This is a genomic window from Telluria sp. ZB4P36 (genome assembly GCF_059685865.1).
Window position 1 is genome coordinate 322,048 of record NZ_JCASIE010000002.1, and the last position, 13,392, is coordinate 335,439.

General features: G+C 65.1%; 12 protein-coding genes. 6 read left to right on the top strand and 6 right to left on the bottom strand.

Translation table 11 applies throughout. From position 1 onward, the window contains the following. Positions 1 to 208 precede the first annotated feature (208 nt). The 4 genes from AC56LK_RS04165 to AC56LK_RS04180 form a co-directional block, all read right to left on the bottom strand. Positions 209 to 1,747: a family 43 glycosylhydrolase gene (locus AC56LK_RS04165; RefSeq protein WP_497183304.1), complete on the bottom strand. Its 1,539-nt coding sequence runs from the start codon at positions 1,745 to 1,747 to the stop codon at positions 209 to 211. Between the two features lie 110 nt (positions 1,748 to 1,857). Next, positions 1,858 to 2,436: a YceI family protein gene (locus AC56LK_RS04170; RefSeq protein WP_497183305.1), complete on the bottom strand. Its 579-nt coding sequence runs from the start codon at positions 2,434 to 2,436 to the stop codon at positions 1,858 to 1,860. Between the two features lie 41 nt (positions 2,437 to 2,477). Continuing rightward, positions 2,478 to 3,263, bottom strand: coding sequence for a dioxygenase family protein (locus AC56LK_RS04175; RefSeq protein WP_497183306.1), 786 nt, complete (start codon positions 3,261 to 3,263; stop codon positions 2,478 to 2,480). Positions 3,264 to 3,380: 117 nt separating this feature from the next. Next, positions 3,381 to 4,277, bottom strand: coding sequence for a LysR family transcriptional regulator (locus tag AC56LK_RS04180; protein WP_497183307.1), 897 nt, complete (start codon positions 4,275 to 4,277; stop codon positions 3,381 to 3,383). A 223-nt stretch (positions 4,278 to 4,500) separates the two neighbouring features. On the opposite strand from AC56LK_RS04180, the gene AC56LK_RS04185 reads away from it, so the two are divergent. After that, positions 4,501 to 6,165, top strand: coding sequence for a glycoside hydrolase family 43 protein (locus AC56LK_RS04185; RefSeq protein WP_497183308.1), 1,665 nt, complete (start codon positions 4,501 to 4,503; stop codon positions 6,163 to 6,165). Positions 6,166 to 6,504: 339 nt separating this feature from the next. Here AC56LK_RS04185 and AC56LK_RS04190 read toward each other — a convergent pair whose 3' ends face one another. Together AC56LK_RS04190 and AC56LK_RS04195 are read right to left on the bottom strand one after the other, a co-directional pair. Continuing rightward, positions 6,505 to 7,809: a glycoside hydrolase family 28 protein gene (locus tag AC56LK_RS04190; protein ID WP_497183309.1), complete on the bottom strand. Its 1,305-nt coding sequence runs from the start codon at positions 7,807 to 7,809 to the stop codon at positions 6,505 to 6,507. Positions 7,810 to 7,916: 107 nt separating this feature from the next. Then, entirely contained in the window at positions 7,917 to 8,759 is an 843-nt protein-coding gene (locus AC56LK_RS04195) for a Bug family tripartite tricarboxylate transporter substrate binding protein (RefSeq protein WP_497183310.1), read from the bottom strand. Positions 8,760 to 8,835: 76 nt separating this feature from the next. Here AC56LK_RS04195 and AC56LK_RS04200 point away from each other — a divergent pair, with 76 nt between their 5' ends. The 5 genes from AC56LK_RS04200 to AC56LK_RS04220 all read left to right on the top strand — a co-directional run bounded on the left by AC56LK_RS04200 (position 8,836) and on the right by AC56LK_RS04220 (position 13,385). After that, complete coding sequence (locus AC56LK_RS04200; protein WP_497183311.1) at positions 8,836 to 9,159, top strand: hypothetical protein; 324 nt, start codon at positions 8,836 to 8,838, stop codon at positions 9,157 to 9,159. A 79-nt stretch (positions 9,160 to 9,238) separates the two neighbouring features. Beyond that, positions 9,239 to 10,219 (top strand): Bug family tripartite tricarboxylate transporter substrate binding protein, encoded by a 981-nt coding sequence (locus AC56LK_RS04205; protein ID WP_497183312.1) that lies wholly within the window; start codon positions 9,239 to 9,241, stop codon positions 10,217 to 10,219. Further along, positions 10,216 to 10,713, top strand: coding sequence for a tripartite tricarboxylate transporter TctB family protein (locus tag AC56LK_RS04210; RefSeq protein WP_497183313.1), 498 nt, complete (start codon positions 10,216 to 10,218; stop codon positions 10,711 to 10,713). The genes AC56LK_RS04205 and AC56LK_RS04210 overlap by 4 nt, the downstream gene beginning before the upstream one ends. A gap of 9 nt (positions 10,714 to 10,722) precedes the next feature. Then, positions 10,723 to 12,222, top strand: coding sequence for a tripartite tricarboxylate transporter permease (locus tag AC56LK_RS04215; protein ID WP_497183314.1), 1,500 nt, complete (start codon positions 10,723 to 10,725; stop codon positions 12,220 to 12,222). A gap of 86 nt (positions 12,223 to 12,308) precedes the next feature. Continuing rightward, positions 12,309 to 13,385 (top strand): porin, encoded by a 1,077-nt coding sequence (locus tag AC56LK_RS04220; RefSeq protein WP_497183315.1) that lies wholly within the window; start codon positions 12,309 to 12,311, stop codon positions 13,383 to 13,385. Positions 13,386 to 13,392: the final 7 nt, after the last annotated feature.

Genomic DNA, 13,392 nt, shown 5'->3' on the forward strand with positions numbered 1-13,392 from the left:
TATGAGAACCATCATAAGTCCAAACCGAAGCCAAGTCTTTTGTCTTATATAAGACTTGGATAAAGATATTTCATTTTAAAATCAATCGCTTGCGAACCAGTTTTCAACATGTGAAACGATATTCTGCGCAACGGGATCACGCGGCGCTACACGCAGACGCCTGGATACCACGATGTGGAATCGCATACGGACCGGTGAAATGAGGTGCTTACTCCCGGACCAGGCTGACGTCGTCCAGCATCAGCCACTGGCCGTCCTTGCCTTCCGTGTACACACCGACCTGTACGCTGCCCTTGCGCACGGCGATGCCGGGCAGCGTCACCTGGGTCCATTCGTCGAGTGCAGCGCTGAATCCATGCGCGACTTCCGGACCGCCATGGCCGCTGGCGAACAGCCTGGCCACGCCCTGCCCGCCGCTGCTCCTGACCCAGGCGCGCAGGGCGTAGCTGCCGTTCGGCAGTGTGATGTCCTGGATTGCGCTGCCCATGCTCGGATCGGCATGGCGCAGCACCAGCGCCCAGCGGCTGTTGCGCCCGTCCAGGACGTTGACGATCGGCGCGGCGCCTTTCAGGCTGGTCCAGCTGGTACGCCAGCCGGCGACGCTCGTCTGCGTGACGCGGTCGGCTTCGAAACCGGGATTGAGCACGTAGTTGTTGCCCTTGCCGACAGCCCAGGTGCCCTTGGCCGCATCGAAGCTGAACTCACTGAGCGAATTGAACACCGGCGCCGTGCCGTCGAAAGAAAGCGGCACCCAGATGTTGTAGCCGATGCCGTTGCCGGCGAAGTTGCTCCAGCGGTCGCCCGCATAGAGCACCGTCGTGCCCGCGCTGCCCTGCACCGGAATGAAGAAGCCGTTTTGCGACACGTGCGAGAAATCGGCCTCGGTACCGGCGATCAGCTTCTCCGGCGTGTAAGGGCCGGTGATGCTGGTCGCCGTCATGTAGAAGCTGCGCGAGGCGTTCCAGCCATGCAGGTCGGACGAACAGAAGTAATACAGGCCCTTGTACTTGAACATGGCGTTGCCTTCGCGTCCGCCGGCCGGGGCGGAATACACCTCCGTGGCGGCGTCGACGGCGAGGTAATCGGACGCGCGCAAGGGCGCGACGTACAGCTTGCGCCGGTCGCCGCCGCTGCTGAAGATCAGGTAGGGCTGGCCGTCGTCGTCGACGAACACGGTCTGGTCGCCGGATGTGGGCGTGGCGACCCTGTCGATGTGGGTCTGGAGGCGCTGGTAGACGAAGGGCCCGACCGGCGAATCGCTGGTGGCGAACAGCACCCCGCTGCCGGCCTCCTGGCTGCCGTACTGGGTCAGGAGCACGTACTTGCGGGTCTGCTTGTGATAGACCACGCCCAGCCGCCCGACCCAGCCCGGCTTGTCGAACATCTTGCCGGACGCGCCGGCCTTGAGCACCTCGCCTTCGAACTTCCAGTTGACCAGGTCGGTGGACGAATACGCCGTCACCGCGCTGAAGCGCGTGTTGCCCCGATGCGGCGTCGGCACGGGCGCCCTGGCATAGCTGACCGACTCGGCGTACTTGGCGCCATACCAGTAATAGGTGTCGCCCACTTTCAGGATGCCGCCGCCCTGCGAGTAGATTGGTGTGCCGGCGCTGTCTTTCCAGAACGTGCCGTTGCGGATGGTCGGGTCGGCCGGGAAGGCGACGGCCGGGATGCCGGCCAGGGCGCCGAGGAGGGCGGCGCTGCAAGTCAGGCTGCGTGGCAGGAGATGGGTGGAGTGAAAGCGCATGACGGCATCGCTGAAAAAGACGAGTATAGGCAGGCCCTGACCCGGCAGCAGCCCTGCCCATAAAAAATCACCCGCTTGCGCGATCCGCCGTCACTCCGAGCCGGAGCCGCTTATTCCTTGATCGCTTCCAGGGCGACATCGATGCGCACTTCATCGCCGACGTTCGGTGCGTACTTGCCGGCGTTGAATTCCGAACGCTTGATGGTGGTGCTCGCATTGGCGCCGATGGCATCCTTCTTGAGCATCGGGTGCGGCATCGCCTGGAACGAGCTCACGGTGAGAGTGACCGGCCTGGTCACGCCCTTGATCGTCAGCTTGCCTTCGATCGTGGCCGGCTTGTCGCCCTGGAAGTTCACCTTGGTGGACTTGAAGCTGGCGGTCGGGTACTTGGCGGTATCCAGGAAGTCTGCTGCCTGGATATGCTCGTTAAACAGCGGGACACCGGTGTTCACCGACTTCATGTCGATCTCGATCTCGACGCTGCCGGTCTTGGCAACCGGGTCGAACACGACCTTGCCGCTGGTCTTGTCGAAGCGCGACAGCTGGGTCGAGTAGCCGAAGTGGCTGTACGAGAAGCGCGCCACGGTATGCATCGGATCCGTAACGTAGGTCGCGGGTGCGGCCATGGCCGGTGCGGCGATGGCCAGCGCCAGGGTGCTTGCGAAAATCAGTTTGTTCAGTTGTTTCATGGTTTTCCTCGGTGGTGGTGGTTGGGTGCTTCAGGGGCACGCTATTCGAAGGCGTAGGCGTCCATTGCCAGGATGCCATGTTCGACGCTGGCGTGCAGCAGGCTTGCCCTGGCGTCCGCTCCGGCCGCGCCCATCGCCACGAACAGCGGCAAGAGGTGTTCCTCGGTCGGATGGTTCTGCAGCGCGAAGGGTGCGGCGCGCCGGTAGTCCAGCAGGGCCGCGCGCTCGTTCGCTTCCAGCCGTGCTTTCATCCATTGCTCGAACTCGACGACCCAGTGCGGCGCCGGCGCATCGAGCTCCTGTCCGCGGAATTCGTGGAGGTTGTGGGTCAGCGAGCCCGAACCGACCACCAGCACGCCTTCGCCGCGCAGCGCCGTCAGCGCGCGTCCGATGCGTTCATGTTCGGCAGGGCCGGCGCCGCGCACCAGGGACAGCTGCGCCACCGGGATATCCGCATCCGGATACATCAGCGCCAGCGGCACCCAGGCGCCATGGTCGAGGCCACGCTGCGCGTTGCGCCCGGCGTGGATGCCGGCCGCTTCCAGCAGCCCGGCGGCGCGCTCGGCGGCCTCGGGCGCACCGGGCGCCGGATACCGCAGCTCGAACAGCGCGCGCGGAAAGCCGCCGAAGTCGTGGATCGTTTCAGGCCGGGACGCCAGGCTAAGGGAGGGCGTCCCCATGTTTTCCCAATGGGCCGAGACGGCGACGATCGCCCGCGGACGGCCGAGCGAGCTGCCCAGGCCCTGGAGAAAGCGGCGCGCCGGGCTGTCCCGGAGCGCGAGCATGGGCGAGCCATGCGACAGGAAGATGGTGGGAAGCTGAGACATGGCGAATCCTTACGAGCGGCCCAGGCCGCGTTACATGTCCCCATCTTATTCCCATATGCGATCGAGATAAATAGGCCACCTAGAGCAATACTGTCTCTATTTTCGAAACAATCGTCATTAATCCCAGTCCGGGTCGGCAAAGCGCCCCACGAGGAAATCGATCAGGAGCCGCACCTTGGGGGAGACGAATTTGCGCGAGGGATAGACCGCATACACGCCCAGTTCCACCGCGCGAAAGCCCGGCATGGTCTCGCGCAGCGTCCCCTGCGCCAGGTCGGGACCGACGATGAAGGTCGGCTGCAGGATGATGCCCTGGTGCCGCAGGGCCGCGGCGCGGCAGGTGTCGCCGCTGTTGGTGCGCAAGCGCGGCCTGACCTTGACGCTGACTTCGCCCTCCGGTCCGGTGAAGCTCCAGTTCTCGCCGCTGGAAAACAGGCTGTACGAGATGACGTCGTGCTCCAGCAGCGCGCCCGGATGGCTGGGAGCGCCGCGACGCTCCAGGTATTCCGGTGAGGCGCACAAGGCCAGGCGGGTGGCGCCCAGCTTGCGGCTGATCAGCGACGAAGCCGGCAACTGGCCGATGCGCACCCCAGCGTCGAAGCCCTCTTCGACCAGGTCGACCACGCGGTCCGACAGGCTGATGTCGAGCGCGAGCTTCGGATGCTGCTCCAGGAAGTCCGGCCACAGGGGCGCCAGGTGCAGCAGGCCGAAGCTCACCGGTACGTTCAGCTTCAGCAGGCCCGCCGCTTCGCCGCTGCGCGACGTGATCTCCGCCTCGGCCTCGCCCAGGTTGTCCAGCAGCTCGCGGCAGCGGGCGTGGAAGATCTCGCCTTCGGTGGTCGGCGACAGCTTGCGGGTGGTCCGGTGCAGCAGGCGCACGCCGAGGCGCTCCTCGAGCTCGGCGACGTAGCGCGAGACGGCGGCCTTCGACATGTCGAGCTGGTTCGCCGCGCCGGTGAAGCTCCCCGCATCGACGACGGCGGCGAACACCTTCATTTCCTGGAACTTGTCCATTGTTTCCCCTGGCGGAACAGTTACCACCATCCTAAGAGGATTATCTTAACGGATGAGAGCGCGATGGGCTTGTCTCTCGCTACACTTGCGGGGATGATGCCATTCTGTGATCATGTATTGGACTGGCCAATTGCAGAAGCTGCCAACTGCGTGGTCGTACCAATTTCTCCAGCAATCTTACTTCCAGAGAACACACTGGACAAGGGCGAATTCCATCACATCCATGCACTCCAAGACGACGACCGTTTTCCTGACTTCCAGCCGACTCGGCGCCGCCCTTCTCCTGTTGTTTCTGGCCTCGGCTTGCCACACAACGCCGCCGGCACATGGCGCTGGCGCTGGCGAAGCCTGGGTCGCCGACCTGGGCAACGGCCGCTACCAGAACCCCATCCTGAACGCCGACTATTCGGACCCGGACGGCGTGCGCGTCGGCGACACCTATTTCATGACCGCCTCCAGCTTCAACAGCGCCCCCGGCCTGCCCCTGCTGCAGTCGAAGGACCTGGTCAACTGGACGCTGGTGGGCCACGCCCTGCCGCGCCTTGTGCCGGACCAGCCTTTCTCCACACCGCGCACCGGTGCCGGCGTGTGGGCGCCCTCGCTGCGCCACCACGACGGCAAGTTCTGGATCTTCTATCCGGACCCCGACCACGGCATCTACGTCATCACCGCCACCGACTTCGCCGGCCCATGGAGCGCGCCGCACCTGCTGTTGCCGGGCAAGGGCATCATCGACCCGGCCCCGTTGTGGGATGAAGACGGCAAGGCCTGGCTGATCCACGCCTGGGCCAAGAGCCGCGCCGGCATCAACAACGTCCTGACCCTGCGCAGCATGTCCCCGGACGGCAAGCGCCTCCTGGACAGCGAGGGCAAGGTCGTCATCGACGGCAACAAGCTGCCCGGCTACCGCACCCTGGAAGGCCCCAAGCTGTACAAGCATGAAGGCTGGTACTACGTGTTCGCGCCGGCCGGCGGGGTCGAGGAAGGCTGGCAATCGGTGTTCCGCTCGCGCGCCATCGGCGGCCCGTACCAGGACCGCATCGTGCTGGAACAGGGCGAGTCCGCAATCAACGGCCCGCACCAAGGGGCATGGATGCGCGCACAGGACGGCAAGGACTGGTTCATTCATTTCCAGGACCGCAAGGCCTACGGCCGCGTGACCCACCTGCAACCAATGACCTGGAACGACGGCTGGCCCCTCATCGGCCAGCCCGGATCTAAGCCGGGCGTCGGCAACCCTGTCACCTCCTGGACCAAGCCGGTGGCCCGCCAGGCACCCGCGGTGCCGCCGACCGGCGATGAATTCAGCGGCGCTGCGCTGGGCCTCCAGTGGCAGTGGAGCGCCAACCCGCAGGCCGGCTGGCACGCGCTGTCCGTCCGCCCCGGCCACCTGCGCCTGCCGGTCATGGCCTTCCCGGGGTCGAAGGATTTCCTGCGCGCCGCGCCCAACATCCTGACTCAAAAACTGCCGGCAACGGCATTCACTGCCGAGACCCGCGTCGAGCTGCACGGTGCCCGCGATGGCGACCGCGCGGGCCTGATCCTGAACGGCATGAGCTATGCCACCCTCGGCCTGCGCAAACGCGACGGTGACCTGCAACTGGTCTACACCACCTGCACCCCGTTCAAGCCGCGCTGCACCCAGAACGAGACCGTTCTCCTGCCCAGGGCACCGAACGCGCTGACGCTGCGCATGGTGATGCGCGAAGGCGCCCGGGCGCAGTTCCTGTACAGCGTGGACGGCAAGGACTTCACGCCGGCAGCTGCACCCTTCGCCGCTACCAAGGGCCATTGGGTAGGCGCGCAGATGGGCCTGTACAGTACCAGCGACGCCGACCAGGCTTCCGGCGCCTACCTGGATGCCGACTATTTCCGCGTGACCCGCTGAGACGAACAGGAAAACAACACCACATCTTGGGACGAGCGCAATCGCGCAACGTCATTCATATGTTCAACGACCCATCCTGCACCTTCGACGAAGCCCCGATGAGCGGCAGGGGCCAGGTGAACAACAATCTGTTCGACCCGCGAAAAGTCCGGGTGCTGAACTACGCCATGGGCTGACGGTCCTTCCGTAACGCCTATGCCGAAGGCCGGCTGAACGACCTCCTTCTGGCCGCCCACATCGGCGACGTCGTCGTGATCCAGTTCGGCCACAACGACGAGAGCGAAGACGACATGGGCCGCTGTGGGCGCGGTTCGACGGAGGCGATGTACGTGAGTTTCATCACCCAGTTTCACCTACCGGCTTGCCGTTCACGGCCACGTTCTCCATCCGCAGATTGGCGACGTCCGCCGTGTCGAGCTTCTCGTGATCCAGCCTGACGTCGAAGTCCTTCAGCAGGATGTCGCTGATCGTGGTCTGGCCGGGGTTCGGCTTGATCGTGCCGAAGGCTTTCAGGCGTCCGCGGATGCCGACCAGGCTGATGTTGCGCACGATCGACTTCGGCGGCGCCGCGCCCTTCAGGTCGAAGTACTGCGTCCAGGGCTGGATCGTCACGATCTGGCCACCCGAAGAATCGACGCTGATGTTCCTGAAATGAATGTTCTCGTAGTGCTGCGGCGTATCCGGCCGCAGCTTGAACACGGCCAGGCTGTCCACCTTGCCGGTCACCCTGCAGTCCTCGATGAGGACGTCGCTCACCAGGGTCGCCTCGCTGCCCAGGGCCAGCATGTGGTGGCCGCGCTTGAACTCGCAATTGCGTACCCGGATGCCGATCACCGGCGGGCTGTCCTTGTCCTCCATCGCGCGCGGCCCCTTCGAGCCCTTGGCGGCGATGCAGTCGTCGGTCACCGAGAAATAGCAGCCTTCGACCAGCACGTGCTGGCAGCTGTCCAGGTCGATGCCGTCGCTGCTGGGGGCCTGGTGGTAGTCGTCGGGAACCTGGAAGCGGGCATTGCGCACCGTGACCTGCTGGCAGCGGTACAGGTGCAGGTTCCAGAATTGCGAATCCTTGAAGGTAATGCCCTCGATCGTGACGTCGCGCGAGCGCTCGATCAGCGCCAGCCGCGCGCGCGGGATGCCGATGTTCTTGAAGTTGTGCGGGTCGGGGGCCGCGTTGCGCAGCTTCCAGAACAGGTCCCAGATCGGCCGGCCGGCGCCGTCGAGGGTGCCTGCGCCGCTGATTGTCAAACCGTCGCAGCCGTTCGCATTGATCAGCGCCGGATTGAAGTTCTCGGCGAAGTGACCTTCGATGCGGGTGCGGCCCGCCGGGAAGTGCTTCAGGTCCGTCGAGCAGCGCAATACGGCGCCCTGCTCCAGGTGCAGGTTGACCTGCGGCTTCAGGAACAGCGCGCCGCTCACGAACACCCCGGCCGGCACAACCACGGTGCCGCCACCCTGCGCAGCCGCGTGCTCGATGGCCTCCTGGATGGCCGCGGTATTGACCGTGGCGCCATCGGCGACGGCGCCGAACTTCGTGATGACGAACTGATTCGGCCCAGCCGCCAGTGCCTGCGACGGGCGTCCCCAGAGGGGGGCCGTCAGCATCGACAGCGTGATGGCGCGGCGGAGGAAAAATCGGTTTGGCATGCTGGTTCCCAGGGCTAGAGTTCGCGAATAATCATAGATATAGACGAAAACCGCGCCGCAATCCCTGGCCGCGGGAAGGAAAATCAGATTCTTGATTGTTTTGCGTTTCAGTCCGCAGTGATCTTGCCGTTCACGATGACCTTACCCCAGCGCGCCTGCTCCAGTGCCTGGAAGGCCACGAACTGTTCGGGCGAATTCGCCACGATGTCGAAACCTTGTTCCAGCAGCTTGCTCCTGACGTCGGGCTCCTTCAGCGCGGCGACGATCGCGCCGTGCAGCTTCGCTTTCACTTCTTTCGGCAAGCCTTTCGGTGCGGCGAAAGCCTGCCACGAATAGACGTCGACACCCGGCACGCCGGCCTCGTCCAGGGTCGGCACCGTGGGCAGGACCGAGGATCGGCGCTCGCTGGTTACGGCGAGCGCCTTCAGCCGGCCGGACCGGATGTGGGGCAGCGCGGTATTGACGTTGACGAAGGAGACGGAGGTCTGGCCACCCAGCAGGTCGGTGATGGCCGGCCCGCCGCCCTTGTAGGGCACGTGCAGGCCGCTGGTGCCGCTCTTTTGCCAGAACAGTTCGGCCGTCAGGTGATCGGAACTGCCGTTGCCGGACGAGGCGAAGGCCAGCTTGCCGGGATTTTTCTTCAGGTGCGCGATCAGCTCCGGCATCGTATTGACCGGCACCGCCGGATGCACGACCAGGACGTTCGGCGCCTGCACCGCCACCGTCAGCAGATCGAAATCCCTGGACGGGTCATAGGGAAGCTTCTTCTGTAGCCACTGGTTCATGGCATACACGCCGATCGAGGCGGCGAGCACGGTATGGCCGTCCGGTGCGGCGCGCTTGACCATCCCGGCCCCGATGGCGCCGGTCGCCCCCGGGCGGTTATCGACGATCACGGGCTGTCCCAGGCGCGCGCTCATTTTCGCGCCGACGGCGCGGGCGATCAGCACGTTGGTCACATGAAGGAGGCAGCCTGGGCGGCGCCGCGACTGGGATATGCCACCAACACCGTTACGCCAGGCTTGCATGACTGAATCGACACGCCGTGGCTTCCTGCAGCAGTCCATCCTGGCCGCCTCCGGCGTGCTGGGTGCGAGCGCCTACGCCGCGACAGGACAATCGCCGGTCGCGACGCCCCGTCACGGGCGCATCCGCGGCTATCTCGACGAAGGCATCAAGGTGTTCAAGGGCGTGCGCTATGGCGCCGATACCGCTGCACGACACTTCATGGCACCGGCGGCACCACAACACGCCGGGCGGTCACCACATTCCCTCTCCAATCAAGACCCATCCCGGTGCTCGGCGCCGACAGCGCCGCCCTGCGCTCCAGACCGCAGAGGGCGAAAGTGAAGCGAAAGGAAACTGAAAGCTACCTGTACGTATAGTCAACAAAAAAGCAGTTCTTAATGACGACAACAACGGAGACAGCATGAACAACACCACCCGATGGTTATCCCTTGCCGCGCGCACTTTCGCATTCGGCACCGTACTCGCAAGCACTGCGCCGGTCATGGCACAGGAACCCCTGGAACTGAAAATCCTCGCGCCGGCGGCGCCGGGCGGCGGCTGGGACGCCGCCTCGCGCTCGCTGCAGCAGGTGATGGTCTCCGCCGGCGCGGCCAAGAGCGTCCAGGTCATCAACGTGCCGGGCGCCGGCGGCACCGTCGGTCTTGCGCAGTTCGTCAACGGCGCCAAAGGCGATGGCAAGCAGATGATGACGATGGGGATCACCATGCTGGGCGCCGTACTGGCCAACAAGTCGCCGGTGAGCCTGGACAGCGTCACCCCGATCGCCCGCCTGACCGCCGACCCCCTGGTCATCGTGGTCCCGGCCAACTCTCCGCACAAGACGATCAAGGACCTGGCTGCCGCCATCAAGGCGGACAGCGCCAAGGTGGTGTGGGCCGGCGGCTCGGCCGGCGGCGCGGACCACATCCTGGCCGGACTGGTCGCCAAGACCGCCGGCGGCGACGTGCGCAAACTGAACTACGTCCCCTTCTCCGGCGGCGGCGAAGCGCTGGCAGAGATGCTGGGCGGACGCGTGACCGCGGGCATATCCGGGTACAACGAGTTCGAAAGCATGATCAAGGCAGGCAAGCTGCGTGCGCTGGCGATCTCCTCCGGCCAACGCATGGCCGGCATCAACGTGCCGACCTTGAAGGAACAGGGACTCGACGCCGAACTGGTGAACTGGCGCGGCATCGTCGCCGCTCCCGGCATCACGGCGCCACAGCGCGCCGCCCTCTCGGCCGCGATCGACAAGACCGTCAAATCGCCTGAATGGGCAAAAATCCTCAAGGCACGCGGCTGGGATTCCGCCTACCTGCCCGCCGACCAGTTCGCCGCATTCATGAAGGCCGACCAGGCGCGCGTGAAGGACATCCTCGTCTCGATCGGCCTGGCAAAATGACGCAAGGCATCAACCATGCGGTGCCGGCCGCGCGATCACCGTTCATCGTCGGGATCGCCTTGCTGGTGCTCGGTGCGCTGACCCTGTTCGACGCCTTCCGGGTCGCCTCCGGGGTCGGGCCGGGTGTCGGCCCCTCGGCGGCGATGAAGCTGATCGCGCTGCTGCTGGCCTGGCTCGGCATCGCACACCTGGTCCAGGCGGCCCGCCTGGCCAGGCGCAGCGCCGTTCGCACGACGGCGGACAAGGTCAACCGGGGCTCGCTTGCCTGGGTACTCGGCGGCCTGGTGCTCCAGATCGTGCTGCTGTCGCTGGGCGCGGGTTTCATCCTGTCGTCCACCGTCCTGTTCACCGCCACCGCCTGCGGCTTCGGCCGCTCGCTGCGCTCGTGGGGACCGGTGTATGGCCTGATCCTGAGCACCCTGGTGTATGTGTTCTTCACCAAAGCGCTCTCCCTGTCCTTGCCGATGGGACCGTTTGAACAGCTGATCGGCTAAGGAGATTCGATGGAAACGCTTGCACTCCTTGCCGACGGCATCTGGGTCGCGCTTCAGCCGGGCAACCTGCTGTTTGCCGGGATCGGTGTCCTGCTCGGCACCCTGGTCGGCATCCTGCCCGGCATCAGTCCCTCGCTGACGGTGGCCCTGCTGCTGCCGGTCACCTTCAAACTGGATCCCACCGGGTCGATCATCATGTTTGCCGGCATTTATTTTGGCGGCATGTACGGCAGTTCGACGACGGCGATCCTGATCAACACGCCCGGGGAGGCGGCCTCGATCGCCACCGCCATCGAGGGCCACAAGATGGCGCTGGCCGGTCGCGCCGGGCCGGCGCTGGCCACCGCCGCGATCGGCTCCTTCGTGGCGGGTTCGATCGCCACCCTCGGCCTCTCGCTGCTGGCGCCATGGATCGTCGACCTGGCGGTCCAGTTTGGTCCCTGGGATTACCTGGCGCTGATGGTGGTCGCCTTCGTCACCGTGTCGGCCACCTTCGGCAGTTCGGTCCTGCGCGGTCTCACCAGCCTGGCGCTCGGGCTGTTCCTCGGCCTGGTCGGGATCGACAAGCTGACCGGCCAGGCCCGCCTCACCTTCGAGATCCCGACGCTGATGGACGGGATCTCGATCACCACCCTGGCGGTCGGCTTGTTCGCGATGGGCGAAGCGCTGTACGTCGCTTCGCGCTTCACCGGCGTGACGGAGAAGGTCGCCAAACTGCGTGGCTCGCTGTGGATGTCGCTCGATGACTGGAAAGATTCGTGGAAGCCCTGGCTGCGCGGAACCATGCTCGGCTTCCCGATCGGGGCCCTGCCTGCGGGTGGCGCCGAGGTTCCGACCCTGCTGTCGTACACGCTCGAGCGCAAGCTTGCCAGGAATCCCGAGCAGTTCGGCAAGGGCGCGATCCAGGGCGTGGCTGGCCCGGAAGCGGCGAACAATGCCTCGGCAACCGGTACCCTGGTGCCGCTGCTCGCCCTGGGACTGCCGACCTCGGCAACCGCGGCCATGATGCTGGCCGGGTTCCAGCAGTATGGGCTGACCCCCGGCCCCCTCCTGTTCGTGACCAACACGGAGATGGTATGGGGCTTGATCGCCAGCTTCCTGGTCGGGAATCTGATGCTGCTGGTGCTGAACCTGCCGCTGGTCGGCCTGTGGGTCAAGCTGCTCGCGATTCCGCAAGCCTGGCTGTATGCCGGCATCCTGGTGTTCGCCGCCATGGGCACCCTGGCGGCCAATCCGTCGACGACAGAACTGACGATGCTGGTGGTGTTCGGCTTCACCGGCTACCTGATGCGCTGCTGGGATTACCCGGTCGCCCCCATGATCGTCGGCCTGATTCTTGGACCGATGGCCGAAAGCCAGTTCCGCCGGGCCTTGCAGGTCAGCCTGGGCGATTACTGGATCTTCTTCAAGCACCCGGTGTCGGCCAGCCTGCTGGCGATCGCCGCCCTCGCGCTGCTGGCACCGCTGTTGTTCAAGGGACTGCGTCGCTTCAGGGCCAGCGACGACTGAGCCCCCCATTGCCCGACCCGGCGCCGCGACGGACGCGCCGGGCAAAAAGACCCATACCGCAATCAAATCTATAACAAAGGAAGACAATGAACAAACGTATGCTTGTGGCAGCGGTCGCTGCTGCCCTCAGTGGTCTCGCGAACGCCCAAACGAATGTGCAGGTGTATGGTCTGCTCGACCTGGGCGTCGAACATATCACCAATGCGAACGCGAACGGCGGCGGCGTCACCCGCGTCACCTCCGGCGGATCCAACAACTCGCGCTTCGGCTTCCGCGGCAGTGAAGACCTTGGCGGCGGCCTGAAGGCGGTGTTCAACCTGGAAGGCCAGCTCGATCTGGACGTCGGCGCCAGTGATGGGCCGCTGTTCCGCCGTCAGGCGAATGTGGGCCTGGAAGGACGCCTGGGCAAGCTGATCCTGGGCCGCTCCTACAGTACCGTGTACAACTTTGTCAGTCCCTTCGATCCGATGGGTTACGCGCCTGCCTATTCCTGGGTTCCAACCGGGAATGGCACGGGTGCTAACAAGTACGCGATGACGACCGCCTTCGACAATATGGTGAAGTACGAAGGGAAGTTTGGCGGCCTCAAAGTTGGCGTCTCGTATGGCGCCGGCGAAGTCGCAGGCAGCGAATCCGAAGGCAGGAAGATTGCTGCCGGCGCGGTGTACGAAACGGGACCGCTCAGTGTCGTCGTCACCGGCGAGCGCAACAACGGTATCCGCAACGCTGCCGGAGGACGCACGGTCTCCGAGGCTTATCACCTCGGCACGGCGTTTGACGTCACCGATAAGCTTACTTTGAAGCTGGGCGTGCGCGATCTGAACCTGACCACGGTGGCAGGCAGGGAGGCACGTTCCAACACATGGTGGGGCGGCGCCAATTATCAGCTCACACCCGTCATCGGCCTGACCGGCGCTTTCTACCTGCAGAACGTGAAAACCGGCGTCACGCCGCTGGATGCGGCGGCCGATCCGCTGATGCTGGTAGCACGCGTGAAGTACATGCTGTCCAAGCGCACCGACCTGTATGCGACCGCCGCCCGCGCCAGGGCCAAAAATGGTGCGCCGGTGGGCCTGACACGCGATGGCTCGGCGGATGGCGGCGTGACCGGCTTCGCCGACCGGGCAACCGGTGTGATCGTGGGTATGCAGCACCGCTTCTGATCATCCA